The organism is Arthrobacter sp. RIT-PI-e (assembly GCF_001187915.1).
Taxonomy (GTDB): Bacteria; Actinomycetota; Actinomycetes; order Actinomycetales; family Micrococcaceae; genus Arthrobacter_D.
The window spans coordinates 1-23,408 of record NZ_LGIU01000076.1 but is presented as its reverse complement, the minus strand read 5'-3'; the positions used below and the strand labels follow the sequence as shown (position 1 = coordinate 23,408).

At 69.3% G+C, this 23,408-nt stretch carries 25 protein-coding genes and 2 riboswitches; of the genes, 11 read left to right on the top strand and 14 right to left on the bottom strand.

Going from position 1 to position 23,408, the window contains the following annotated elements:
* Positions 1-63 precede the first annotated feature (63 nt).
* The 4 genes from AC792_RS10735 to AC792_RS10720 form a co-directional block, all read right to left on the bottom strand.
* Positions 64-801, bottom strand: a complete 738-nt coding sequence (locus AC792_RS10735) for an amino acid ABC transporter ATP-binding protein (protein WP_049830516.1) — start codon at positions 799-801, stop codon at positions 64-66.
* On the bottom strand, positions 798-1,562 hold the full coding sequence (locus tag AC792_RS10730) for an amino acid ABC transporter permease (protein WP_049830515.1): 765 nt from the start codon (positions 1,560-1,562) through the stop codon (positions 798-800). The genes AC792_RS10735 and AC792_RS10730 overlap by 4 nt, the downstream gene beginning before the upstream one ends.
* 9 nt (positions 1,563-1,571) lie before the next feature.
* Complete coding sequence (locus AC792_RS10725; protein ID WP_049830514.1) at positions 1,572-2,486, bottom strand: ABC transporter substrate-binding protein; 915 nt, start codon at positions 2,484-2,486, stop codon at positions 1,572-1,574.
* A gap of 164 nt (positions 2,487-2,650) precedes the next feature.
* A riboswitch (SAM riboswitch) is annotated at positions 2,651-2,768 on the bottom strand.
* Positions 2,769-2,874: 106 nt separating this feature from the next.
* Positions 2,875-3,753 (bottom strand): aminodeoxychorismate lyase, encoded by an 879-nt coding sequence (locus AC792_RS10720; RefSeq protein WP_049830513.1) that lies wholly within the window; start codon positions 3,751-3,753, stop codon positions 2,875-2,877.
* A gap of 116 nt (positions 3,754-3,869) precedes the next feature.
* Here AC792_RS10720 and AC792_RS10715 point away from each other — a divergent pair, with 116 nt between their 5' ends.
* Positions 3,870-4,145 (top strand): hypothetical protein, encoded by a 276-nt coding sequence (locus AC792_RS10715; RefSeq protein WP_049830512.1) that lies wholly within the window; start codon positions 3,870-3,872, stop codon positions 4,143-4,145.
* Here the strand turns inward: AC792_RS10715 and pabB are convergent.
* Genes pabB through AC792_RS10700 form a run of 3 tightly spaced genes read right to left on the bottom strand, consistent with a single transcriptional unit; the run spans position 4,142 to position 7,402 of the window.
* Positions 4,142-6,247: an aminodeoxychorismate synthase component I gene (pabB, locus tag AC792_RS10710; protein WP_235436638.1), complete on the bottom strand. Its 2,106-nt coding sequence runs from the start codon at positions 6,245-6,247 to the stop codon at positions 4,142-4,144. The two genes, AC792_RS10715 and pabB, sit on opposite strands and share 4 nt — an antisense overlap.
* A 3-nt stretch (positions 6,248-6,250) precedes the next feature.
* Positions 6,251-6,868 carry a LysE family transporter gene (locus AC792_RS10705; RefSeq protein ID WP_049830511.1) on the bottom strand — a complete coding sequence of 206 codons (618 nt, stop codon included), beginning with the start codon at positions 6,866-6,868 and terminating at the stop codon, positions 6,251-6,253.
* A gap of 24 nt (positions 6,869-6,892) precedes the next feature.
* A complete protein-coding gene (locus tag AC792_RS10700; protein ID WP_049830510.1) occupies positions 6,893-7,402 on the bottom strand; it encodes a low molecular weight protein-tyrosine-phosphatase in 510 nt (169 codons plus the stop codon).
* Positions 7,403-7,557: 155 nt separating this feature from the next.
* Between AC792_RS10700 and AC792_RS18045 the strand changes: the two genes are divergently transcribed.
* The gene (locus tag AC792_RS18045) at positions 7,558-8,079 is read left to right on the top strand and encodes an ATP-binding protein (protein ID WP_326948065.1); all 522 of its coding nucleotides are present in this window, start codon (positions 7,558-7,560) and stop codon (positions 8,077-8,079) included.
* Complete coding sequence (locus AC792_RS18040) at positions 8,064-8,765, top strand: ATP-binding protein (RefSeq protein ID WP_326948063.1); 702 nt, start codon at positions 8,064-8,066, stop codon at positions 8,763-8,765. Before AC792_RS18045 ends, AC792_RS18040 begins: the two co-directional genes overlap by 16 nt.
* Here the strand turns inward: AC792_RS18040 and AC792_RS10690 are convergent.
* From AC792_RS10690 to AC792_RS10680, 3 genes are read right to left on the bottom strand one after another with little or no spacing between them, the layout of a single operon-like run.
* Complete coding sequence (locus tag AC792_RS10690; RefSeq protein WP_049830509.1) at positions 8,740-9,012, bottom strand: hypothetical protein; 273 nt, start codon at positions 9,010-9,012, stop codon at positions 8,740-8,742. The genes AC792_RS18040 and AC792_RS10690 overlap by 26 nt on opposite strands.
* Before the next feature lie 29 nt (positions 9,013-9,041).
* Positions 9,042-9,839, bottom strand: coding sequence for a methyltransferase domain-containing protein (locus AC792_RS10685; protein ID WP_049830508.1), 798 nt, complete (start codon positions 9,837-9,839; stop codon positions 9,042-9,044).
* 29 nt (positions 9,840-9,868) lie between these two features.
* On the bottom strand, positions 9,869-10,363 hold the full coding sequence (locus tag AC792_RS10680) for a MarR family winged helix-turn-helix transcriptional regulator (RefSeq protein ID WP_049830507.1): 495 nt from the start codon (positions 10,361-10,363) through the stop codon (positions 9,869-9,871).
* A 98-nt stretch (positions 10,364-10,461) separates the two neighbouring features.
* Here AC792_RS10680 and AC792_RS10675 point away from each other — a divergent pair, with 98 nt between their 5' ends.
* Positions 10,462-12,612, top strand: a complete 2,151-nt coding sequence (locus tag AC792_RS10675; protein ID WP_049830506.1) for an MMPL family transporter — start codon at positions 10,462-10,464, stop codon at positions 12,610-12,612.
* A 142-nt stretch (positions 12,613-12,754) separates the two neighbouring features.
* Positions 12,755-13,192 (top strand): Hpt domain-containing protein, encoded by a 438-nt coding sequence (locus AC792_RS10670; protein ID WP_152916148.1) that lies wholly within the window; start codon positions 12,755-12,757, stop codon positions 13,190-13,192.
* Here AC792_RS10670 and AC792_RS10665 read toward each other — a convergent pair.
* A complete protein-coding gene (locus tag AC792_RS10665; protein WP_049830504.1) occupies positions 13,179-14,012 on the bottom strand; it encodes a response regulator transcription factor in 834 nt (277 codons plus the stop codon). The two genes, AC792_RS10670 and AC792_RS10665, sit on opposite strands and share 14 nt — an antisense overlap.
* 129 nt (positions 14,013-14,141) lie before the next feature.
* Positions 14,142-14,216: riboswitch (cyclic di-GMP riboswitch) on the bottom strand.
* Positions 14,217-14,674: 458 nt separating this feature from the next.
* On the opposite strand from AC792_RS10665, the gene AC792_RS10660 reads away from it, so the two are divergent.
* Positions 14,675-16,174, top strand: a complete 1,500-nt coding sequence (locus AC792_RS10660; RefSeq protein ID WP_235436636.1) for an LCP family protein — start codon at positions 14,675-14,677, stop codon at positions 16,172-16,174.
* Between the two features lie 52 nt (positions 16,175-16,226).
* Here AC792_RS10660 and AC792_RS10655 read toward each other — a convergent pair whose 3' ends face one another.
* Entirely contained in the window at positions 16,227-17,042 is an 816-nt protein-coding gene (locus tag AC792_RS10655; protein WP_049830502.1) for a hypothetical protein, read from the bottom strand.
* Positions 17,039-17,584, bottom strand: coding sequence for a sigma-70 family RNA polymerase sigma factor (locus AC792_RS10650; RefSeq protein WP_049830530.1), 546 nt, complete (start codon positions 17,582-17,584; stop codon positions 17,039-17,041). The genes AC792_RS10655 and AC792_RS10650 overlap by 4 nt, the downstream gene beginning before the upstream one ends.
* A gap of 183 nt (positions 17,585-17,767) precedes the next feature.
* Between AC792_RS10650 and AC792_RS10645 the strand changes: the two genes are divergently transcribed.
* Complete coding sequence (locus tag AC792_RS10645; protein WP_049830501.1) at positions 17,768-18,478, top strand: CHRD domain-containing protein; 711 nt, start codon at positions 17,768-17,770, stop codon at positions 18,476-18,478.
* A gap of 171 nt (positions 18,479-18,649) precedes the next feature.
* Here AC792_RS10645 and AC792_RS10640 read toward each other — a convergent pair whose 3' ends face one another.
* A complete protein-coding gene (locus AC792_RS10640; RefSeq protein WP_082177654.1) occupies positions 18,650-18,865 on the bottom strand; it encodes a hypothetical protein in 216 nt (71 codons plus the stop codon).
* A 208-nt stretch (positions 18,866-19,073) separates the two neighbouring features.
* Here AC792_RS10640 and dnaK point away from each other — a divergent pair, with 208 nt between their 5' ends.
* The 4 genes from dnaK (at position 19,074) to AC792_RS10620 (ending at position 23,274) form a co-directional block, all read left to right on the top strand.
* Positions 19,074-20,945, top strand: a complete 1,872-nt coding sequence (dnaK, locus tag AC792_RS10635) for a molecular chaperone DnaK (RefSeq protein WP_049830499.1) — start codon at positions 19,074-19,076, stop codon at positions 20,943-20,945.
* A 2-nt stretch (positions 20,946-20,947) separates the two neighbouring features.
* Positions 20,948-21,604 carry a nucleotide exchange factor GrpE gene (locus tag AC792_RS10630; protein ID WP_049830498.1) on the top strand — a complete coding sequence of 219 codons (657 nt, stop codon included), beginning with the start codon at positions 20,948-20,950 and terminating at the stop codon, positions 21,602-21,604.
* Between the two features lie 185 nt (positions 21,605-21,789).
* Positions 21,790-22,794 carry a DnaJ C-terminal domain-containing protein gene (locus tag AC792_RS10625; protein ID WP_049830497.1) on the top strand — a complete coding sequence of 335 codons (1,005 nt, stop codon included), beginning with the start codon at positions 21,790-21,792 and terminating at the stop codon, positions 22,792-22,794.
* A gap of 63 nt (positions 22,795-22,857) precedes the next feature.
* Entirely contained in the window at positions 22,858-23,274 is a 417-nt protein-coding gene (locus AC792_RS10620; protein WP_049830529.1) for a heat shock protein transcriptional repressor HspR, read from the top strand.
* Positions 23,275-23,408 lie beyond the last annotated feature (134 nt).

Below are 23,408 nucleotides of genomic sequence, written 5' to 3'. Positions count from 1 at the left end.
CGACGACGGCCGCAGCGGGAGGGTACCTGCTGCGGCCGTCGGAGGCCTCTTCCCGGCGTCCTCCTAGAGCACGTCCGAGAGGAAGGAGCGCAGGCGCGGGGTCCGGGCGTCGTCGAAGATCGCCGCCGGAGGGCCGGACTCCACCACCACGCCGCCGTCCATGAACGTCACCGTGTCCGAGACGTTGCGGGAGAACCCCATCTCGTGGGTCACCACCACCATGGTCATCCCGGCCGTGGCGAGGTCCGCCATGAGGGCCAGGACACCCTTGACGAGTTCCGGGTCCAGGGCGGACGTCGCCTCGTCGAAGAACATCACCTCGGGGTCCATGGCCAGGGCGCGTGCGATGGCGACGCGCTGCTGCTGACCACCGGAGAGGTTGCCCGGACGGACGTCCGCCTTGTGCTTGAGTCCCACGAGGTCCAGCTGCGCGAGCGCCTTGGCCCGGGCCTCGTCGGCCGACATCCTGCGCAGCTTGCGCAGTGCCAGCGAGACGTTGTCCACCACGGTCTTGTGGGGGAAGAGGTTGAACTGCTGGAACACCATGCCGATGCGTCGGCGCAACTCGTCCGGGTTGTCCTTCAGCACGGACCGGCCGTCCAGCAGGATGTCCCCCTGATCCGGTTCGATCAAGCGGTTGAGGACGCGCAGCAGCGTGGACTTCCCGGAGCCGGAGGGCCCGATCACGGACGCCGTGGTGCCCCGCTCCACGTGCAGGTCGATCCCGCGCAGCACGTGGTTGGACCCGAAGGAGAGGTGCAGGTTCCTACCGGTCAGGGTTCCCGAATCGATGGCTTTCATCCTTGGGCTCCTTCGCCGATCTTCGCGGCCTGCTCGTCAGGTTCCGGCCGCTCGCGCCTGCCCACCCGGAGCCGGGTGTCGATGTGGTTGACCAGGTGGGTCAGCGGGACGGTCAGGCACAGGTAGAAGATACCTGCGGCGATGAGTGGAGACAGGTTGCCCGTGTTGCTCGCGGCGTCGTTACCGACCCGGAACAGCTCGCGCTCACTGGCCACCAGGCCGATGAAGTAGATCAGGGAGGACTCCTTGATCAGCGAGATGAACTGGTTCACCAGGGCGGGCAGCACGCGCCGCACGCCCTGGGGGATCACCACGAGCTGCATGGACGAGCGGTAGCTGAAACCCAGGGCCCGCGATGCCTCCAGCTGCCCCTTCTCCACGCTCTGGATACCGGAGCGGAAGATCTCACCGATGTAGGCCGAGGCGATGAGTGACAACGCGAGGATGCCGAGGGGGTACGGACTGGTGCTGCCCGTGAGCTGCCGCAGGACCGGCCCGAGCCCCAGGCCGATGAGCAGGATGATCACCACGGCGGGCAACCCGCGGAAGATGTCCGTGTAGACGCGGGCCGCCCACCGCAGCACCCGGCTCCGGGAAATTCCCATGACCGCGAGGAGCATGCCGAAGATCGTCCCGATGAGCCCCGAGGCCAGGGCGAGGATGATCGTGTTGGGCAGGCCGACGGTCAGGAGGTCCGGCAGGACGGCGAGCATCGCCTCCCCGTCGAAGAAGGTCCGGCCGAGTTGTTCCAGGGTGTCCATGCAGGGTGACTACTTCGTTTCTGCGGCTTTGCTGCCGGGCTTCCAGTCGGTGGGCATCTCGCGCTCGGGGTACCACTCCTCGGTGAGCTCGGTCCACGTGCCGTCCTCGATCACGGCGTCCAGACCGGCGTTGAGCGCGTCGATGAGGGGCTGGTTGTCGCTGTTGACGGCGTAGGCGGTGAAGTTCTCGGTGTTGATGATGGTCTCGGCGATGACGGTGCCGTCGCCGTCCTTCACCTGACCGGTGGCCTGCTGGGAGGGTGCCACCCAGGCGTCCACCTGACCGTTGCGCACATTGGCGTAGACGGTGTTGTAGTCCGGGAAGCGCACCGGCTCCAGGCCCAGGGTGTTGGTCACGTAGTCGTCCTGGACGGTGCCCTGGACCACGCCGATGCGGGTGCTGTCGGAGAGCGAGTCGAAGCCGGTGACCTCGGACTCCTCCTGCGCCACCACGGCCATGTAGCCGAAGTCGTATCCGTTGGTGAAGCCGACGTTCTCGCGGCGTGCAGCCGTGGTGGAGATCGAGGACGAGCCGACGTCGAACTGCTGGTTCTGCACCTGCGCCAGGAGCGCGGAGAAGTCGGTGGACGCGAACTCCACCTCGAGGCCGAGCTTGTCGCCGATGGCGCGCAGGAGTTCGTTGTCGTAGCCGGTGAACACGCCGTCCTCGATGAAGATGTTCGGAGGCGCATCGGAGAGCGTGCCGACGCGCAGGGTGCCGTCGGTGATCAGGTCGAGCCCGGCGACGTCGATCTCGTCGACCGGCGTGGTGCTGTCCGTCGTGTACTGGTCCAGGGAGTCCTGGTCGCTCCCGGCGAGCGCATCGGTGCTCTCGCGCGGCTCGGAGTCGTTGGCGCCGCAGGAGACGGTCAGGGCGAGGAGGGGGACGGCGAGCGCCGCGAGGAGCTTACGTGGGATGGTCATGGGTCCTTCTTCGTGATGCCCGCAGGGGCGTGGGAACGGGGTGGAGCGGGGCGCCGTGGAACGGCAGGGGAAGATCTCTCGGTACTGGGTGACGCGCTCGCTGTTCTGGGCTGTGCCGGCCGGCGGGCGCCGTCTCACGAGGGAGATCGGGAAGGTCCGCACGAAAGCCGTACTTGCCATCCGGGGGACTTGTCCCGGCGGCCGAATCTTCACCTGGAGCACCCCACTACGGGAGAGGGTTGCTGTCCAGCCGGCCAGGGCCATGGGCTGGAACTCTTGATTCTGAGGAAACGCTAGGGCACGGATCCTCACGAGGTCAAAAGCGGGGTGTCACGAAGCGCCACAACGTGATCGGGATAACAGCGGCGCGCCGTCGGGCGGGTGCGGGTCAGACGAACCGGTCCACGAGCTCCGTGAGTTCGGCCGTGAGCGCCGCCGAGGAGCGGATCTCCTGCCCGTCCAGGGACACCACCGGGGCCAGGAGCCGGATGCTCGAGATGAGCCAGACGGCGTCGGCCTCGAGGAGGTGGTGTGGCTCCAGGGGGCCGTAGCCGAGTTCCCAGCCCTGCTCCTTCGCCGCCGCGAACAGTGCGCCCTGCGAGGTGCCCGCGAGGATCCCGCTCTCGAGCTGAGGGGTGAGGAGGGTCTTGACGCCATCGCGGTCGTGGGCCAGCAGCACCGTGGAGGTGGGACCTTCCAGCACCTTGCCGTCGGAGGAGGTGAAGATGACGTCGTCGGCACCCTCCGCCTTCGCGTGGCGGATGGCAGCCATGTTGACGGCGTAGGACAGGGTCTTGGCGCCCATGAGCAGCCAGGGAGCGCGCTGGGCCACCGTGCTGTCGTACCCGCGCTCCAGGAACAGGACCTTCAGTCCCTCCTCGCGCTGGCGCCGGCCCGACTCCGGGACCGGGGCCACCTGCACCCATGCAGTGGGACGTTCCGCACCCTCCACGCCGCGGGTGGCGATGAGTTTCACCACGGCCTTCTCGCGGTCCGGTTCCACTGCTGCGAACTCGCGCAGTCCCGTCCGGATGGCGCGGCTCCACACCTCGGCCTCGGGAACGGCCAGGCCGAGGGCCTCGGCCGAGGCAGCGAGTCGCACCAGGTGTGCCTGCTCCTTGCGGGGGGCGCCCCCGACGGCCAGGAGAGATTCGAAGATGCCGTCACCGCGGGTGGCACCGAGATCCGAGATCATGAGCTGCGGTTGCGACGCGTCCGCCACCCGTCCGTCTGCGTGGGCCGGATCGAGGAACACGAGAACTGTCATGGGCCACAGCGTAGCGGGTGGAATGCCGGTGCGAGGGAGATACTCAGCAGGCTGAGCATTCCCGGAGTAGGGTGGCACCAACGAGCAGGATCCCGACCGAGAACAGAGGTTGAACCGTGACCGAGTCCGCAGAACACCCCGCCCACGACCCGTCGGCCGACGAGGAGCTCTCCACCTCCCTCGAGGGTCACGACGAACTGGCCGGCGACAGCGCCGACGACGCCGGGGGTGCTCCGGCGGAGAAGCTGTCCGACACCGCCGACAGTCCCACGAGCGCCTCGGCGGACGCCGAGCTGTCCGCGTCGCTCGAGGGCCACAGTGAACTTCCGGACGGTGATTCGGACGTCCTCGAGGAGATCGACGACAGCCCGGTGAACACCGAGAACAGCTAGACCCGGTCGGCGGGTCCGGCGTCGCTCCGCGGTGCTGCGCCTGCCGCCGGCTGTTCCCGACGGTCCTCCGGGAACAGCGCCCCCAGCGCCGAGAGGACACCTCGTGCCTTCGTGCGGACCTCGTCCCACTCCTCCTCGGGGTCCGAATCCGCGGTGACGGCCCCGCCGAGCCCGAGCGTCAGCCGGGTTCCGCCGCCGCCGTCGTCCTGGAGCACCAGGGTGCGGATCACGACGGCGAGATCCGCCGCGCCGGACCGGCTGAAATAGCCCGCCACCCCGGAGTACGGCCCGCGAGGCGCCTGTTCCAGCCGGTCGAGGATCGCCATGGTGCTGATCTTCGGTGCCCCCGTCATGGAGCCCGCCGGGAAGGCGGACGCGATCACGGATCCACGAGCGGCAGCGGGCCGCAGGCGGGCGTCGATGGTGCTGACCATCTGGTGCACCGTGGCGTAGGTCTCGATGTCGCAGAGCCTGCTGACCGTGACCGACCCCGGCACCGCGTGGTGCGAGAGGTCGTTGCGCAGCAGGTCCACGATCATGATGTTCTCCGCGCGGTCCTTGCCCGACGTCCGTAGGTCCTCGCGAAGCGCGATGTCCTCGGCAGGATCGGTTGAGCGGCCCCGGGTTCCCTTGATCGGCTCGGCGCGCAGCGAGCCGGCCGCGGTGAGCCCGAGGAACCGCTCCGGGGAGGTACTGGCCACCGCGAACCCGGGGAAGCGGAGGTAGTGCGCGAACGGGGCGGGGCTCGCCCGCCGGAGGTGCAGATACGTCTCCAGCGGAGCCACGCGTTCCGTGTACGCGGAGAGCGAGGTGGTCAGACACGCCTCGTAGGTGTTGCCCTCGGCGATCTCCGCCTGCGCCGAGCGGACCTTCGCGAGGTACTCCTCCCGGGTGTCACGGGCGGTGAACCGCGGGATCGGCAGTGGCTGCAAGGGTGCCCGTGGCGTGCTGCCGGCCACGGCCTCACGCACCCGGGCCGCCCAGGCTATGCGGTCGTCGTCGTCGCCGTCCGTGAGCCAGAGCAGGTGGACCGCGCCGTCCCGGTGATCGAGGACGACGGCGCGGCCCGCGAAGAGGAGAGCGGCGTCGGGGAAACCCTCGGGGCCTCGGACGTCCGCTCCGCCGGTCTCCCGCTTGAGCTCGTAGCCGAGGTGACCCAGCCAGCCGAGGTGGAATCCGCACTCGTATCCCGGACCGGTGATCTCCTCACCGACTCCGGGAGAGGGCGTCCAGGCGTCGTCGAGCCACCGGAAGAAGGGCCCCCGCACCCGGATGGTCACCGCGCCGGTGGTGATCTCGGTCAGGCCCGGGGTGTGGAGGGCCTGCCGGCCGAACCGGCCCCCGGCGTCCGCCATGATGCTGTACCGGCTGCGGGACCCGGCATTCGTGGTGTCCGCGTCCGAGCTGTCGAGCCAGACGGCGGGGGTCGAGGCGCCGTACAGGGTGCCGAACAGGGGCTCGGGGTCGGGGCGGGCCGGGAGGCGCTCGTGGTCGAGGGTGACGCCGGGCTCGGCCGCGCGGTGGGGGGCCAGGAACTCCGCGCCCGCCGGGAGCTGCGCGAGCGCACGCAGGACGGCCCGCGCGGTCGAGGACCCGGCATGACCCTGCACCACGACGTCGGCCGCGCCCGCCGGATCGTCGGTGCCCAACCAGGCGCTCTCCTGGTCCGCCCACCGCTGCCAGAACGGGGCGTAGGTGGCACCGTCGCGTTCCAGCGCCGTGCGCTGCCGGACCGCCGCGTCCGCCTCCACCCAGATCACCGCGTCGAGGTGGGGGCGAGCTGCCGCCGCGGCCGCACCGACGCCCTCCAGCAGCACGATCTGCGTCGCCGGAGTCACCCGCGGCGGCCCGTCCCGGCCGGTCTCCCAGTCCCAGGCGTTCCAGTGGGCGGGTACTCCCGTGCCCAGCGGCCCCAGGACCTTGTCCACATAGCGCTCGACGCCGTCGCCGAGCCCGTCCCATCCGGGGTAGATGTCTTCCAGGTGGAACACGCCGACGGTGTGGTGCTCCCGCAGGAGGGCGGCGAGATCGGCGGCGAGGGTGGTCTTGCCCGCGCCGGACCTGCCGTCGATCGCGATGAGGAGGGGGGAGATGCGTGCCACGGATCAGGCCAGGGCCAGGAGGGCGCCGACGCCCACGAAGAGCGAGCCGAAGATGCGGTTCAGGATGACCTGCCCGCGATCGTGCTGTGTGAAACGTCGGAAGGAGCGGGCCGTACCTCCGTAGAAGAACCACATGACCAGGAAATCGATCCCGATCACGGTGGCCGTCAGCACGCCGTACTGCGCGAGCAGTGGCCGATCCGGGCTGATGAACTGGGGGATCAGGGCCAGGAAGAACACGATGGCCTTCGGGTTGAGCAGATTCACCCAGATGCCGCGCCGCACCATGGACAGTGCGCTCTCGTCCGTCTGCAGGGCCCGGATGTCACTGTGTTCGGGTCGCTGCAGGAACTTCCGGATGCCCAGGTACACCAGATAGGCGGCGCCCGCATACCGGATCAGGTCGAAGGCGAGCGGGGAGTTGGAGACGAGGATCCCCACCCCGGCAGCGGCGATCGCGATGTGGACCAGCAGGGCGGCCTGTTGCCCGAGGACACCCCAGACGGTGCGGCGGAAACCGACGGTCAGGGCGTTGCTCATGGTGTTCACGGCGCCGGCCCCGGGGACGAAGCTGATCAGCGTCTGGGCACCGAGCAGCGCCAGCCAGAGGGAGGGATCCACCCGCTCATGGTATGCGGGCGTACCTCAGGCGTCCGAACCATCGGCGTCGAGCTCGTTGCGCACGTAGCGGACCACGCCCTCCACTGCGCCGTCCACCATGCGCCACGTGGCCTCGAAGTCGCTGACGTCACCGAACCAGGGGTCGTAGATCCCGAGGTCCTCGAGAGGGGTGTCGGTGGTGGAGGGGTCGAACTCGCGCAGGAGGTGGATGCGGTCGCGGGCGTCGTCGTCGGGTGCTTCCTCGCGCAGCTGGCGGTAGTGGTCCAGGTCGAGGGCGAGGATGAGGTCCCGCTCCCGGTACCAGGCCGGTTCGAAGCGGCGTGCCCGGTGCAGGTGGCTCTCGATGCCCAGTTCCGTGAGCTTCGCGCCGGCGCGCTCGTCGATCGGGCGGCCGGCCTCCCAGTCGGTGGTGCCGGCCGAATCGACGACGACGTCCTCGGCCAGCTCGGTGCCCGAGAACGCGTGGGTGAGCATGAGTTCGGCCATGGGGGAGCGGCAGATGTTCCCGGTGCAGACGGTGACGATGCGGTACATCCCGCCAGCCTAACGGTGTCGGAACCCTGCAGGAATCGTCGATGGGAAGTCGGGATCCTCATCGTGGAGTTTGGAGCTCTCCTCGCAGCGAACCGGAGTATAGGAAGTTCTACACAGTTCTAAGATTTTTGATATAACGCCTTATATTTTCTTATATGCACATCGAGCTGAACCCTTACAACCCCGGATCCGGGCTTCGTCCCCCGGTGATGGGAGGTCGGCAGCGGGAGATCGATGCATTCGACCTCGTGGTCGCCAGGACGAAGCGCGATCTGCAGAACCGCGGCATAGTTCTCTCCGGCTTGCGGGGCGTCGGTAAAACGGTGTTGCTGAACTATCTGCGCGCTCATGCGGACAACCACGGATGGTTCACGATCTGGCTGGAGGGTAAACCTGAAGCCCAGGGATTCACCGAGGTCCGTGAGAAGTTCGCCCGTGAACTGACATCGGCGGCCCGGCGGTACAACGGTCCCTCCGGCAAGGAGCGGCTCCGACAAGCACTCGGCACCATCCAGTCCTTCACCCTGGCGCTCGGAGTGCCCGGCATGAGAGCCGACATCCGGATGACCTCGGGTGGGGCGCTGGAGGGTGGTTCCGGGACTCGGGTGAGCGGGCGAACTCGGGGGCCATCGACATCGATCTCGAGGAACTCGTCGAGGACGTGTCCATCGCTCTGAAAGCGGACAACAGTGCGTTCGCGATCTTCATCGACGAGATGCAGGATCTGGACCAGGACCTGCTCACTGCGCTCATCACCGTGCAGCACACGGCCGGGCAGCGGGGCTGGCCGTTCTACATCGTGGGTGCGGGCCTACCGAACCTTCCGACGACGCTCAGCCGGGCACGGACGTACGCGGAACGATTGTTCGACTACCGCACCATCGGTCCACTCGAGGACGTCGATGCGCAGTACGCGCTGACCCGACCCGCGAAGGAGATGGGCGCCGAGTACTCTCCCGAGGCCCTCGCCACGTTGCTCCAGGCATCCGCTCGCTACCCCTACTTCATCCAGGAGTTCGGCAAAGCCATCTGGGACGCCGCACCCGCAACTCCCTTCACCGGAGATGACGCGGAGCTCGCCGTCTTCCTGGGGCTCGGGCAGCTGGATGCCGGTTTCTTCTCCTCGCGCTGGGGGCGAGCGACTAGGAAGGAGCGTTCCTACCTGCGGGCCATGGCCGACGACGGAGACACCGGTTCCAGTACCAGCACGATCGCCGAACGGCTGGGTATCAAGGCCACGGCGTTGGGGCCGGCCCGCGCACAGCTGATCAGCAAGGGCATCATCTACTCCCCCGAACACGGACGGGTGGCCTTCACCGTTCCCGGGATGACCGGCTTCATCCTCCGGCAGCACGAGGACTGAGGCTGGGGCCCGGCCTCACCGCGCCCGTCGCGCGTTCGCCCGGCCGGCGCGCTGCTCGCACCGGGCGGGAGACCAGGTGCGTACCGAGGGCGACGACGAGCAGGGCGATGCCGATGCTCTCCCAGGTGGACAGCCCGAGGCCCCGGAATGCGGTGGTCAGGATCGACGGGACGGAGAACAGGATGAGCGTGCCCCGGATCCCGAGCTTCTCCTGCCGCCCGCGCGGTGTCCTCGGGATGTCCGTCATCCGACCAGCCTACGGAACCCTTGCCGGCCTCACGCCCGGGCGAGGACCTCCACACTCGGCATGAGGAACAGGGCGCCGGGCTGCTGCGCCCACCGGAGCCAGCCCTCGGCGAGGCGGTCCAGGGTCTCCTGGTCGGCGAGACCGCGCTCCAGCGTCTGCGCGGCGAAGGCGGAGTGCAGGATCCGCTCCGCCCAGGACTGCGCGAAGGAGGTCCGCTCCTGCGGCGCCGCGTACACCCAGTTCGACGACGACACCTCCACGTCCGTGAAGCCGGCCGCTGCCGCCCACGCGGGGATGCGCCTGCCGGCGTCGGGCTCCCCGCCGTTGCCCCGCGCCAGCTGCTGGTACAGGGACCGCCACTCGTCCAGGTCGGGGGCGTCGGGGGACCACGCCATGGCGCCGAAGTCCGCCTCGCGGACGGCGACGATCCCGCCGGGCCGCACCACGCGGCGCATCTCCCGCAGTGCCGCGACCGGGTCGGCCAGGTGCTGCAGCACCTGGTGCGCGTGCACCACGTCGAAGGACTCGTCGGCGACGTCGAGGTCGTAGATGTTCCCCTCGCGGAACTCCGCGTTCACCGTGTCCTCGTGGGTGGCCGTGGCCTGCGCGATCACATCGGCGGAGCGGTCGATCCCCAGCACGGATCCGGGGGCCACGAGGTCCGCGAAGCCCACGGTGATGCTGCCCGGACCGCAGCCGAGGTCCAGCACCTCCATCCCGCTCTCGAGGAGGGGTTCGAGGTACACCGCCGATGTCGCGACCGTCCGCATCGCGTGCACGGCGGTGACGCTGGAGTGGTGTCCGTGGGAGTAGACCTCGTTGTTCATGACGGACAGGTTAACCCGGAGCAGGCCGGTCAGTCAGTGCCGGCGTCATCCTGCGTCGTCCTGGAGGTCCCGTTCCTGGCGGCGTTCTTGGCGGCGATGGTGGCGTCGGTGACCTTGCGCAGCATGGTCCCCAGCAGGGCCAGGTGCTCCTCCGGGTACTCGTCGAGGACGCCGTTGATGTGCTGCACGAGCGGGGCGAACAGGCGCGGACCGGTGGCGAGTGCCCGGTCGGTGAGTTCCAGGTGCACCTGGCGGCGGTCGGTGTCGCTGCGGCGCCGGGTGACGTGCCCTGCGGCGACGAGGCGGTCCACGAGCGCCGTGGTGGCAGGGGAACTCAGATTCAGCTCCTCACGCAGCAGGCCCGGGGTGGCGGTCCTCCCGGAACGGGCTGCTGCCATGAGGATGCTCAGGGCGTGCAGATCCGTCCGGTACAGGCTGTCGCGTTCGCCGGCGGTCTCCACGTAGCGGTCCGTCTCGATGGTGAACTGCTGCATGAGAGCCATGAGTTCTTCCCTCGCGGCCATGGATCATCCCCTCCTGTCCCCCTCAGCTTAGGGTGCTTCCATTTATCTCCATCATAGATATAGTTTACGGCAGAGACACGACAACGGAAGTGGGACCGATGAAGAATCGCCGGCTGAGGGTGCTGCTGCCCGCCGTCGTCGTGCTGATCTGGCTGCTCGGCGCCGCCGTGGGCGGGCCGACCTTCGGGCGCCTCGAGGAGGTGTCCAGCAACGACCCGGCGTCCTTCCTGCCGGCGAGCGCGGAATCCACCGAGGCAGGGGAGCTGCAGCAGCGGTTCAGTGACTCGGATGCGGCCCCCGCCGTGATCGTGGCGGAGTCGGAGGCGGTGATCAGTCCCCAGGAGCTCGGCTCCTACGCAGAGCTCGGGGCGGCACTCGGCGAGGTCGAGGGACTGGAGCCACCGGCCGAGGGCGCCCCCGCCGTCGCCGGCCCCATCCCGTCGGAGGACGGTCTCGCCGTCCAGTACATCGCCTTCGTCTCCCCGGACGCCGAGCTCGCGGACGTGGTGGGGGAGCTGCGCGCCGTGCTCGACGACGACCTGCCCGACGGCGTCACCGGCTACGTCACCGGACCCGCGGGGTTCACGAACGACCTCGTGGCCGCGTTCGGCGGGATCGACGGGATCCTGCTCGGGGTGGCCCTCGGGGCGGTGTTCGTGATCCTGCTCGCCGTCTACCGCTCCGTGGTGCTGCCGTTCCTGGTGCTCCTGACCTCCGTGTTCGCGCTCGCCACCGCGATCCTCGTGGTGTTCGGTTTCGCGAAGCTGGACTGGATCCAGTTGAGCGGGCAGAGCCAGGGCATCCTCTCGATCCTCGTGATCGGTGCCGCCACGGACTACGCCCTGCTGCTCGTGGCCCGGTTCCGGGAGGCACTCGCCGAGCACGAGAACACGTGGGACGCCCTCAGGGTGGCGTACCGGGGGTCGGTGGAGCCCATCCTCGCCTCCGGTGCCACCGTGATCCTCGGTCTGCTGTGCCTCTTGTTCTCGGACCTCAACTCCAACAGGAGCCTCGGCCCCATCGCGGCGATCGGCGTCGTGTTCTCCCTGGGCGCGGCCCTCCCCCTGCTGCCCGCGTTCCTGCTCCTGTTCGGGCGCGGTGCCTTCTGGCCGCTGCGCCCGCACTACGAACCGGAGGGCGGGCACGACGTCGTCTCCTCCTCCGGCAGGCACGCCGCGACCACCGGCACGTCCGCCCCCACCGGCCTCGAAGGACTCAAGGGCGTATGGGCGCGTGTGGCCCTGCTCGTGGGCCGGAGGCACCGTGCCGTGTGGATCACCACGCTGCTCGTCCTCGTGGCCGGGGGGCTCGGGCTCACGCAGCTGCAGGCGAACGGGGTGCCGCAGTCGGCGCTGATCCTCACCCCGTCCGACGCCGTGGACGGGCAGGAGGCCCTGGGGCGCCACTTCGACGCCGGTTCAGGCAGCCCGGTCTACGTGGTGGCGCCGGAGGCGGAGCAGGACGCGGCGCTCGACGTCGTCACCGCGGAGGACGGGATCTCCGACGCCGCGCTCACCGCGGACCCGGCCGGCGCCGCCGTCGTCGAGGACGGCCGCGTGCTCATCAGCGCCACCCTGGAGTACCAGGCGGACTCGGCCGAGGCGGAGGACGTGGTGCGGGATCTGCGGGCCGCGCTCGACGACGCGAGCCCGGACGCACTCGTGGGCGGCGTGACGGCGGTGGCGGTGGACACCAACGACACCGCTCGGGCAGACCTCGTGAAGATCATCCCGATCGTACTCGGCGTGATCCTCGTGGTGCTCGTCCTCCTGCTGCGCTCCGTCCTGGCCCCGGTGCTCCTCGTGGCCAGCGTGGCACTCTCCAACGCCACGGCCCTAGGCGTCTCCGCGCTGATGTTCGACCACGTGTTCGGGTTCGAGGGGGCGGATGCCTCCGTACCGCTGTTCGCCTTCGTGTTCCTGGTGGCTCTCGGGGTGGACTACAACATCTTCCTCATGACCCGCGTACGGGAGGAGTCGCTGAGGATCGGAACGCGGCCCGGGATCCTCCGGGGCCTCGGTGTCACCGGTGGCGTGATCACCTCGGCCGGGGTGGTGCTGGCGGCCACCTTCGCGGCGCTCGGCGTCATCCCGATCCTCTTCCTCGCTCAGATCGCGTTCATCGTGGCGTTCGGCGTGCTGCTCGACACCGTGCTGGTGCGCTCGCTGCTCATCCCGGCCCTGGCCTACGACATCGGGCCGAGGATCTGGTGGCCTTCGACGCTGGGACGGGTCACATCGCCGGAGTAGCCCTGGTGCGGCGCGTCACGGTGACGACCCGCGCGAGCCGGACGCGAGGTGATCACCTCCCGTCAGGGAAGTGTTACGCAAGCTTTGCGCAAGAACCTGTGGATACTTCCTGGCGCACCCCCGCCGTCGCTACTGTTGTGACGTGTCCAGCCCCATGTCGTCGTTCCCCGGCTCCCACCAGGAGTACCGGACGGCTGCCCCCGCGGGGATCAGCGTCCTGGGGATGGCCGCACCCCTTCTCGATCGCAGGGTGCTGGAGGACATGGAACGGGACTTCCCGGACAGCATGGTGGTGGCCCGGTTCGCCGACGACTTCTGCGCCACCCTGCAGGGAAAACTGGACCGGCTCGGTGCAGCCCTGGGGGGCAGCGACAGGGTGGACGCCCACGATGCCGTACTCAGCCTGACGTCCTCGGCCGCCATGGTGGGCGCCCAACGCCTCAGTCAGACCGCACGCGCCACGGAGCGCCAGATCGCCGCCGGTGACCTCGAGGCGGCGGCACGCTCACTCGCACTGTTGTGCGGATGCGGCATCGAGACCCGGCAGGAACTGCAGCGCACCTATCTCACTCACCACTAGCCTTCGGAACGGCGTCGGCCCTCTGCGGCATGATGCGGAACCCCACGCCCCGCACGGTGGTGATGAGGTCGGGATCGCCCTGGCCACGGGCCAGCTTCTGGCGCAGGTTCGCGATGTGCACCTCGATCGCCCGCTCGTCGGTGCGGCTGACGAAGTTGTACCCGCGGTAGTCCCGGCCCCGGGACACACGGACGAGCTCCTCCTTGGTGCGCACGGCGCCGTTGCTCCTCACCAGCTCGTGCAGGAGGTTGAACTCGGTCTTCGTGAGCGGCAGCTCCGCCCCGGCGCAGGTGACGGTTCGCGTCTCACTGTCCACCAGCAGTCGGCCGTTCTGCAGCAGATGCGCCGGCGACGACTGCTCGGACGGCTGGTCGGGAGCGGCGACCGCAGGAGCCTCCGGCGTACGCGGGAGGGCCTCGACCGTTCCACGTGTGACGCCGTGCACGACACGGGGCCTGCGGAGCATGGCGTCGATCCGGGCCCTGAGCTCGCGCGGCCGGAACGGTTTGAGGACGTAGTCGTCCGCACCGGCCTGCAGCGCGGTGAGGATGTCCATCTCGTCGTCGCGTCCGCTGAGGATCACCACGTAGCAGTCCGTGGTGGAACGGATACGGCGCAGTACCTCGTAGCCGTCGATGTCGGGGAGGCCGATGTCCAGGGTCACGATGGTGGGCTTCTCCTGGCGCACCACCTCCACGCCGTCGCGCCCGCAGGTCGCACCGCTGACCTGGAAGCCACCCTGTTCGAGTACCGCGCAGACGAGGTTCCGGATGTCGAGATCGTCCTCGATCACCACGGCGGCACGGCGCTCGCCGGTCATGGCTGCGTCCGCTGCGCGCCGCGGGCCACGTGGCGTCCCGGCGTGTCGTGCTCAGGGTGGGGGTGTTCACGCACTGTGCAGACACCGGTGCGCTGCTGTATCCGAAGCATATTCCGTGGACCTGTTCTCTTCGGCAGCCCGGCTGACCTCGTGGGTCCCGTGGCTTTGCGTCCCCGGTTCGCACCGGGTTTGCCCTTGTCGACGAGCGGCTGCCCGCCCGACGATGATAACAATCTCCGGTGGCACTTTCATGTCATCGAAACGGTTCATCGTCAGCGGACGGTACTCATGACGTGGTCCCAGCGAGATGCTTCCCGGCGACGGGATCCCGAGGGGCGGCGACACGGTGTCGCTGCCCCTCGGGTGCCCGGTCCCAGGAGGCCCTCAACCGCGTCCCGGAGCAGCGCAGGAGCCGGTGCCACGGCCAGGAAGTTCTCAGGGGGGGCTGGTAGGTTGAAAACTTCGTACCCTGCCCCCGGCCGCAGTGTGAGCCCGTCGGTCACCCGCGCCAACCGCACCGATCGACCCGGAGTTCGCGGGTTCCCGCCCTGATGGACAGGCCCATGGAGGAACGGTCGGATGTGCCCGTCCGGATCCGCTGCTCCCCGGGCCGGGACCGGACCGGACGGCGGGTGACCGCCTCGATGTGAAGGATTCGTCGCGTGACCCAAGAGCCAGATCCCGCCGCCCCGATCTACCCGGGCAGGGGCGACCTCGTCACCGTCAGCAACGACGACGGACGACGGCGGCCCCGCTGGCTCCGCCTCGTGACCCTCCTGGTGGTCACCGTCGTGGTGGCCGCGGTGGCCTTCAGCGGCTACTGGGCGGTCCGGCTCGTCACGAACGTGGACTACCTCGCCCTGGGTGCCGGGGGCAGCCGCTCCGGTGCCGGCACCGATGACCGCACGGACCGGCTGCAGATCCTGGTACTGGGCTCGGACACCCGCAGCGGTGCGAACAGCGAGTACGGCACGGAGGAGGATTCCACGGGGTACGGGCAGTCGGACGTACTCATGCTCGTGGACATCTCGGCGGACAACTCCGACGTGAACGTGCTGAGCTTCCCCCGGGACCTCCTGGTGGACATCCCCCGGTGCACCGATCAGCAGAGCGGGGTCACGTACGATCCGCGCCCCGGCGCGATGGTCAACAGTGCCATGCGCGACGCCGGACCGGGTTGCGCAGTGGACACCATCAACCGGGTCACCGGGCTGGAGATCGACCATTTCATGCTCGCCGACTTCAACGCCGTCACCGAACTCTCCGACGCCGTCGGTGGCGTGGAGGTCTGCGTGAGCGAGGCCGTCGACGAACCGAAGTCCGGTCTCAAACTGCCGGCAGGCACCTCCAGCGTGCAGGGTGAGCAGGCCCTGGCGTTCCTCCGTGCACGCGCCGCCTTCGGTGACGGCGGGGACCTCGGCAGGATCCAGGCGCAGCAGGCGTTCCTCGGTTCCCTCACCCGGAAGATCAAGGACGAGGGGACGCTGCGCAACCCGCAGCGCATCCTGGGGATCGCCGATGCCCTGACCAGCAACCTCACGGTGGACAAGGGACTGGCGTCCGTGCCGGCGATGGTGACCATCGCGGACCGGCTCAAGGACATCGACCCGAGCCACGTCAGCTTCATCTCCGTGCCCACGGTCCCCGCCGCCGACCCCAACCGGCTGGTGCTCGACGAGCCGATCGCCTCCGAGCTGTTCTCGGTGCTGCAGCAGGGTTCCGATCTCAGTACGCCGGCGCCGGAGAGCGCTCCGGAGCAGACCCCCGAGCCGTCCGAGGCGCCGTCGGCCGAGGCCGGCGTCAGCTACACCCCCGTCACGGTGGCGGACGGCACCGGCGGCGCGGCCGTGGTGGGCACCGTGGTGGAGCTGCTCACGGACGGCGGCTACGCCGCGGTGCAGGAGGTCCCTGCGGCGGGCACGCCGCTCACCGGCGTGTACTACAGCGCGGGCTTCGAGGACGACGCCGCGGCGGTCGCCTCGGCACTCGGTCTCCGCGCGGCCGCGGCGGTGCAGGACGACACGATCTACGGGGTGCGGGTGTACGTGGGCGGTGATGCGCGCGACGGGCTCGACGCCCTCACCGCCACCCCGGACGTGCAGGGCACGGTCAACCAGACGGCGGACCAGGTGTCCTGCCAGGACACCAACCCCTTCGGCTGAGACCGCCCGGTTCCCCGTCCGGCGATCCTCCGGGAGCGGACGGGGAGCCGGATCAGATGTGCTCCACCTCCGAGGTGGCCACCGCAGCACCGGAGTCGTCGCGGATCTGCAGCTGGACCACGTCCTCGCGGAGCACAGCGGCGTTCAGCGTGCAGGTGATGGTCTGCTCGGACCCGAGGAACGCCCCGGACACGTACTCCGTGCCGTCCTCCCGGACCAGCACCACCTCGAACGCCTCGCCCGCATCCAGTCCGTCCACCTCGAGCACGGTCTCGGTGCCCCACGTGTGTGCCACGAGTGCCGCGTCGACGAGGGCGCCCGCCGGGCTGGACGAGAAGGAGAGCTCCTCCACGGCCCCGAGGGTCCCCGCAGGGCCCGACGGCGGGGCGTCGTCCAGCGCATCGGTGATCACGGAACCACCCAGTGCGCCGGCCACGAGGAGACCTGCGGCCGCCGCGCATCCGGCGAGGACGCGCCGCGGACGTCGGGCGGCCGGTGGGTGCGAGCGCGATCGGGGTGAGGCGCGGTGCGGACCGCGAGCGCGGCGCTGCGCGAGATCCGGGACCGGAGCCCCGACGTCGTCCCCGGGTCCTGCCGTCAGTTCCTGCTCGGCGGCGTCCTGGTCCGTACGTGCCCGCTCCGTCGCGGCCAGCACGTCGTCCAGCAGGTACGACGGCGGTTCGGCCTCCTCCCAGCGGAGGTCCGCGCGGTCGAGCCGCAGAGTGAGTTCCTGCAGCTCGCGGAAGTCGCGGAGGAACGACACATCGGTGGCGCACGCGTGGTCGAAGGCACGGCGCCCCTCGGCGTCCAGCTCACCGGCGAGGGCGGCGGTGATCAGTGCCTCGCGCTCGTGTGCCTGGTCCGTCATGGCTGCTCCTCCTCTCCCAGTGCTGCCCGTAGGGCCTTCAATCCGTAGAACATGCGTGTGCGGAGGGTGGCTGCCGCCACACCCGTGTGGTCCTCCAGCTGCTGGTAGGTCATGCCCTGCAGCTGGATGGCGACGATCACTTCCCGGTGGTCCCGGCTCAGCCGGGCCAGCCCGGAGTGCAGCACGATCCGATCGTCCGTGGCCCGGTCCTCGGACTCCGCGTGCATCCCGCTGTGCAGCCGTTCGTCGGGGACCGGGGTGGGGCGGCGCTGGCGGGCCCTGACCTGGTCGATCACCACGTTCCGCGCTATCGCGAAGAGCCAGGTGCGTTCGGAGGCACGGGAGGATTCGTACTTCTCCCTCGCGCGCCAGGCCCGCACGAACGTCTCCTGGACGCATTCCTCCGCGATGGAGTTGTCGCGGGTGCTGTTCAGGGCGAAGGCGACGAGAGCTCGCCCGTGTTCGTCGAACGCCTCCCGGACGTCGAAGGACGGCGGTTCGCTGGGCAGCGCTACCCTCCCCCTCTCCGCGGTCAGCGTCATGCGACCCCACCCCTTCCCCTGCACGTCGATGCAGAGGGATACGGCTGGGAGTCCTCCTCCGTTCAGTCCGGAAGAAGTCCGATCCGGAAGAACTTCAGGATCGGATGAACGGTGGGGCGCAACGGTGAGTATACCTTCGCAAGGCGGCACCGACCCGCGGCGCCGTACACCGAAAGGGACACCATGCACACGACGACGAAGACACGGATCGCCGGACTCTCGGGAGTCACCGGCGTGGCAGCTCTGGTCGCGGTTCTCGGCGCGTCACCCGCGTACGCGGACACCGCTGTCGAACGCCCCGACACCTTCACGAGCGCCTTCACCGTCTCCGCCACCCCGGACCAGGTGATCAACTCCGACGGAGACTCCGCCCCGGGTGAGCCCGGAGCACTCGGTACCTACAACTTCATGATCAACTCCGACGAGGAGATCATCTGCTACGACATCGCACTGACCGGCGTCACCCCGCCGTACCAGAGCCCGGCCAACACGGCCACCCACATCCACGAGGCAGTGGCGGGCGAGAGCGGTCCGCCGCGCATCGCCTTCCCCAACCCCGAGGGTGAGGGCACGCTGACCAGCGCGGGGTGCCTGCAGGGCCCGTTCACCACGGGTGTGCTGAACGACGGCGTCGACACGGGTGAGGGCTTCTCGCTCAAGGAGATCGAGGCGGACCCCGCGGGCTTCATGGCGGACACCCATACCGCAGCCTTCGTCCCCGGCGCGGTCCGCGGTCAGCTGGCTGCCCTGCCCATGGGCGGAGCCGACACCGGTGTGACGGCGGCCCCTGCGGCGACCGACTCCACGCCCGTGGCACTCGGCGCACTGGCCCTCCTCGGCGCCGGCGTCGGTGGAGCCGCACTGTTCATGCGTCGCCGGGCCGGCGACGCCTAGGTCCTGCTGCGCAGGCACTGACCCGGGCGCCGGTGGGTCTCGGGCCGGCGCCCGGTGATCGGCCTCGGACGCGCCGATCCCCGACGGACCGGTGCGCGGTGGTCGACATGACGAGGGGCCGTTCTTTTCCGATGGGGGAGGGAACGGCCCCTCTGCATGTCCCGGTCCGGTTCAGGAGGCCCTGCGGCCGATCCACTGCTCGGCCTCCGGGGAGAGGAAGACGCCGTCGGCCCCGCGCTCGCCCATCCACCAGGACTCGGCGGCGATCAGCCCACCGGCGCGGCTGATGTCCGCCACCACCTCGGGGGTCAGGGCGGAGCCACTGTTGGCGGCGAGCCACTCGCGCGTCCCGGGCGTCACATCGGTCCACCACTGTTCGAGATCCATGCTCGCAGTATGGCAGGAGCAGGGCGGGGCGGCGAGAGCCGGGTGGATCGCCCGGCGATGTCGAAGCCACCCGCAGGAGTTGAGCGGTGGGGACTCAACTTCATTTTGACCCTGGGGCGATCGCACCTATACTTGAGTGCAGAACGCTCAATCCACGCGCCCGGCGGATGAGCGCCTCGCAAATCCCGGGCAGTCGAAAGGAACTTGCATGTCACGTGCAGTAGGTATTGACCTCGGAACCACCAACTCTGTCGTCTCGGTCCTCGAGGGTGGCGAGCCCACCGTCATCGCCAACGCCGAGGGTGCCCGCACCACGCCGTCGATCGTGGCCTTCTCCAAGTCCGGTGAGGTGCTGGTCGGCGAGATCGCCAAGCGCCAGGCCGTGAACAACATCGACCGCACCATCGCCTCCGTCAAGCGCCACATGGGCACCGACTGGAACGTGGCCATCGATGACAAGAAGTACACCGCGCAGGAGATCTCCGCGCGTACGCTCCAGAAGCTCAAGACCGACGCCGAGAGCTACCTCGGCGAGAAGGTCACCGACGCCGTCATCACGGTGCCCGCGTACTTCAACGACGCCGAGCGCCAGGCCACCAAGGAGGCCGGCGAGATCGCGGGCCTGAAGGTCCTGCGCATCGTCAACGAGCCGACCGCCGCGGCCCTCGCCTACGGCCTCGACAAGGGCAAGGAGGACGAGCTCATCCTCGTCTTCGACCTCGGTGGTGGAACCTTCGACGTCTCCCTCCTCGAGGTGGGCAAGGACGAGGACGCCTTCTCGACCATCCAGGTGCGCTCGACCGCCGGTGACAACCGCCTCGGCGGCGACGACTGGGACCAGCGCGTGGTGGACTTCCTGCTCTCGCAGGCCAAGGCGAAGGGCGCGGACCTGTCCAAGGACAAGATCGCCCTGCAGCGCCTGAAGGAAGCGGCGGAGCAGGCCAAGAAGGAACTCTCCTCGGCCACCTCCACCAACATCTCCCTGCAGTACCTCTCGGTCACCGCGGACGGCCCCGTCCACCTCGACGAGCACCTCTCGCGTGCCAAGTTCCAGGACCTCACCAAGGACCTCCTGGACCGCACCAAGAAGCCGTTCAACGACGTCATCGCCGAGGCCGGGATCAAGGTCTCCGACATCGACCACATCGTCCTCGTCGGTGGTTCCACCCGGATGCCGGCCGTGGGCGAGCTCGTGAAGCAGCTCGCAGGCGGCAAGGAGCCCAACAAGGGCGTCAACCCGGACGAGGTCGTGGCCGTCGGCGCCGCACTGCAGGCCGGTGTGCTGAAGGGTGAGCGCAAGGACGTGCTGCTCATCGACGTCACCCCGCTCTCCCTCGGCATCGAGACCAAGGGCGGCATGATGACCAAGCTCATCGAGCGCAACACGGCCATCCCCACCAAGCGCAGCGAGACCTTCACCACGGCGGACGACAACCAGCCGTCCGTGGCCATCCAGGTCTTCCAGGGCGAGCGCGACTTCACCCGCGACAACAAGCCGCTGGGCACGTTCGAGCTGACCGGGATCGCCCCGGCGCCGCGCGGTGTCCCGCAGGTCGAGGTCACCTTCGACATCGACGCCAACGGCATCGTGCACGTGTCCGCCAAGGACAAGGGCACCGGCACCGAGCAGTCCATGACCATCACGGGCGGTTCCTCGCTCTCCAAGGAGGACATCGACCGCATGGTCCGCGAGGCCGAGGAGCACGCCGCCGAGGACAAGCAGCGCCGCGAGGCAGCCGACACCCGCAACGGTGCCGAGCAGCTGGCCTACTCGGTGGACAAGCTGATCGCCGACAACGCGGACAAGCTGCCCGAGGACGTGAAGACCGAGGTCCAGGCCGACGTCGACGCCCTGAAGAAGGCACTCGAGTCGCAGGACAACGACGACGAGGTGAAGAGCGCGTTCGAGAAGCTGCAGTCCTCGCAGACCAAGCTCGGCGAAGCGATCTACGCCTCGGCGCAGCAGGAGGCCGGACAGCCCGGCGCCGCTCCGGCCGACGACCAGCCGTCCTCCGAAGGCACCGACGAGGACATCGTCGACGCCGAGGTGGTCGACGAAGACGACAACGAGAAGAAGTAGCCATGCCGCACCACGGAAATGAAGAGGAGCACCAGTCCGAGCCGGTGAGCTTCCGCGACAACCGGAAGATCGACCCGGAGACGGGCGAGGTCCGTGGGCAGCAGGACGACGCCGACGCCCCGGCCGCGGAGGAGTCCGCGGCCGGGGAGCAGGCCGGAGCGGACACTTCCGAGGGGGATGCCCTGGCCCAGGCCGAGGCCATCCTGAACGAGGCGGGCGCCGAAGGCGAGAGCAACCCCGCGGTGGACGTCGTCGCGGAACTGCGCAACGATCTCCTGCGCCTGCAGGCCGAGTACGTCAACTACCGACGCCGGGTGGAACGGGACCGCGACGTGGCCCGCGACCAGGCCGTCATCGGCGTCCTCACCTCGCTGATGCCCGTCCTGGACGACATCGACGCCGCGCGTCAGCACGGTGATCTGGCAGACGGCCCGTTCGCGGCGATCGCCGGCAAGCTCGAGAACGTCCTGAAGGCGTACGAGCTCACCCGGATCGACGAGGTGGGCGTGGCGTTCGACCCGAACATCCACGAGGCGCTCATGCAGCAGCCGAGTGCGGAGGTGCAGGCCGACAGCGTCAACCAGATCCTCCGGGCGGGCTACCGTAAGGGCGAGCGCGTCCTGCGGGCCGCCCAGGTGATCGTGGCGGTTCCGGAGTAGGTTGTCCGCCGCTGCGCGGATGCCGAACGGCGGCTACGAAATTCCTGCGGGCCTTGGCGGCCCTTGGAATATTGAAGCCGCCTTCCTCGGCACTCCGCGCAGCTCTTCCCGGTGGGTGGGGATGAAGAATCGTCCCCACCCACCGGGTTCATGACTTTCAGCAGTACTAGAGAAGGAGACGCCCGGTGGCCAGTCAGGATTGGGTCGAGAAGGATTTCTACAAGATCCTCGGTGTCTCCAAGGATGCATCCGATGCGGACATCAAGAAGGCGTACCGGAAGCTCGCCCGGAAGTACCACCCCGACCAGAACCAGGGTGATGCGGCGGCCGAGAGGACCTTCAAGAACATCTCCGAGGCCTATTCCGTCCTGTCCGACGCCGAGCAGCGCCAGCAGTACGACGCGATCCGGGCCATGGGCGGCGGTGCCCGTTTCTCCGCCGGTGGAGCCGGCGGCGGCGCCGGGGGCAGGGCCGGCTTCGAGGACATCTTCGGGAACCTGTTCGGTCAGGGTGCCGGAGCGGGTCCCCGCCAGCGCACCGGGTTCTCCGGCGGCAATCTGCCACCGGAGTTCGCCGACCTCTTCGGCGGGGGCATGCCCGGGGGCGGAGGCGGGTTCCCGGGCGGTTTCCAGTCCGGCCGGACCCAGAAGGGCGCCGATCGCACGGCCAGCACTTCCATCTCCTTCGCCGGTTCCGTCAACGGCACCACCATCGGCCTGCGCGAACCCTCCGGCGAACAGGTGGACGTCCGGATCCCCGCCGGGATCAAGGACGGCCAGAAGGTGCGGGTGAAGGGCAAGGGGCAGCCCGGGCAGGCCGGGGCCGGGGACCTCATGGTCACGGTGAACGTCAAGGAGCACCCGCTCTTCAAACGCGACGGCGACAACATCCGGCTGCAGGTGCCCGTGAGCTTCCCCGAAGCCGCCCTCGGAGCGCAGATCGAGGTTCCCACCCTCACCGGTGAACTCGTCAAGATGCGTGTTCCCGCGGGGACGCCCTCGGGGCGGACACTGCGACTCAAGGGGCGCGGCGTGAAGACCTCGAAGACCACGGGGGACCTCCTGGTCACGGTGGAGGTCGTGGTGCCGCAGAACCTGTCCAAGGACGCCGAAGGCGCCGTCGAGGCGTTCCGTGATGCCACGAAGGACGCGGATCCGCGGTCGGGGCTGGCTGCGAGAGCACGCCTGTAACAGTACGATCCAGCGATCATCGGTTCGGCCGGTGACGGAAGGAGGCAGATCGTGGACCACTCGATGCCCATCTACGTCATCTCCGTGGCCGCGGAGCTCGCCGACATGCACCCCCAGACGCTCCGGCAGTACGACCGCCTGGGCCTGGTGACCCCGAGCCGTGCCCGCGGCCGTGCCCGCCGTTACTCGCAGAAGGACGTCAGCACCCTCCGCGAGATCCAGCGGCTCTCGCAGGAGGGGGTCTCCCTCGAGGGGATCCGGCGGATCCTGGAACTCGAGAACCAGGTGTCCGCGCTCCGCTCCCGCGTCGAGGAGCTGTCCACCGAGCTCGCCTCGCGGAGGATGTACTCCGACCCGAGCCGGGTCTTCGCGGCGGGGCTCGCCGGGGACGTCGTGACGCTCGCCCGCGGGCAGAGGCCCAGACCGCGGAGCCAGGCCCTCGTGGTCTGGACGCCCGAGCGTGCCCACAATGCCCGCTAGATCCTCCCCGTGCACCCCCGGACGGGGGCGCCCGGGGGCCGTCCCGGCCGCACCGCTGCTCGTCGGTGGTGCCGGGCCGGTTGGAATCGTTCCCCGACAGGGGCAGACTGAGGACATGGGACACAGCCGGGAGC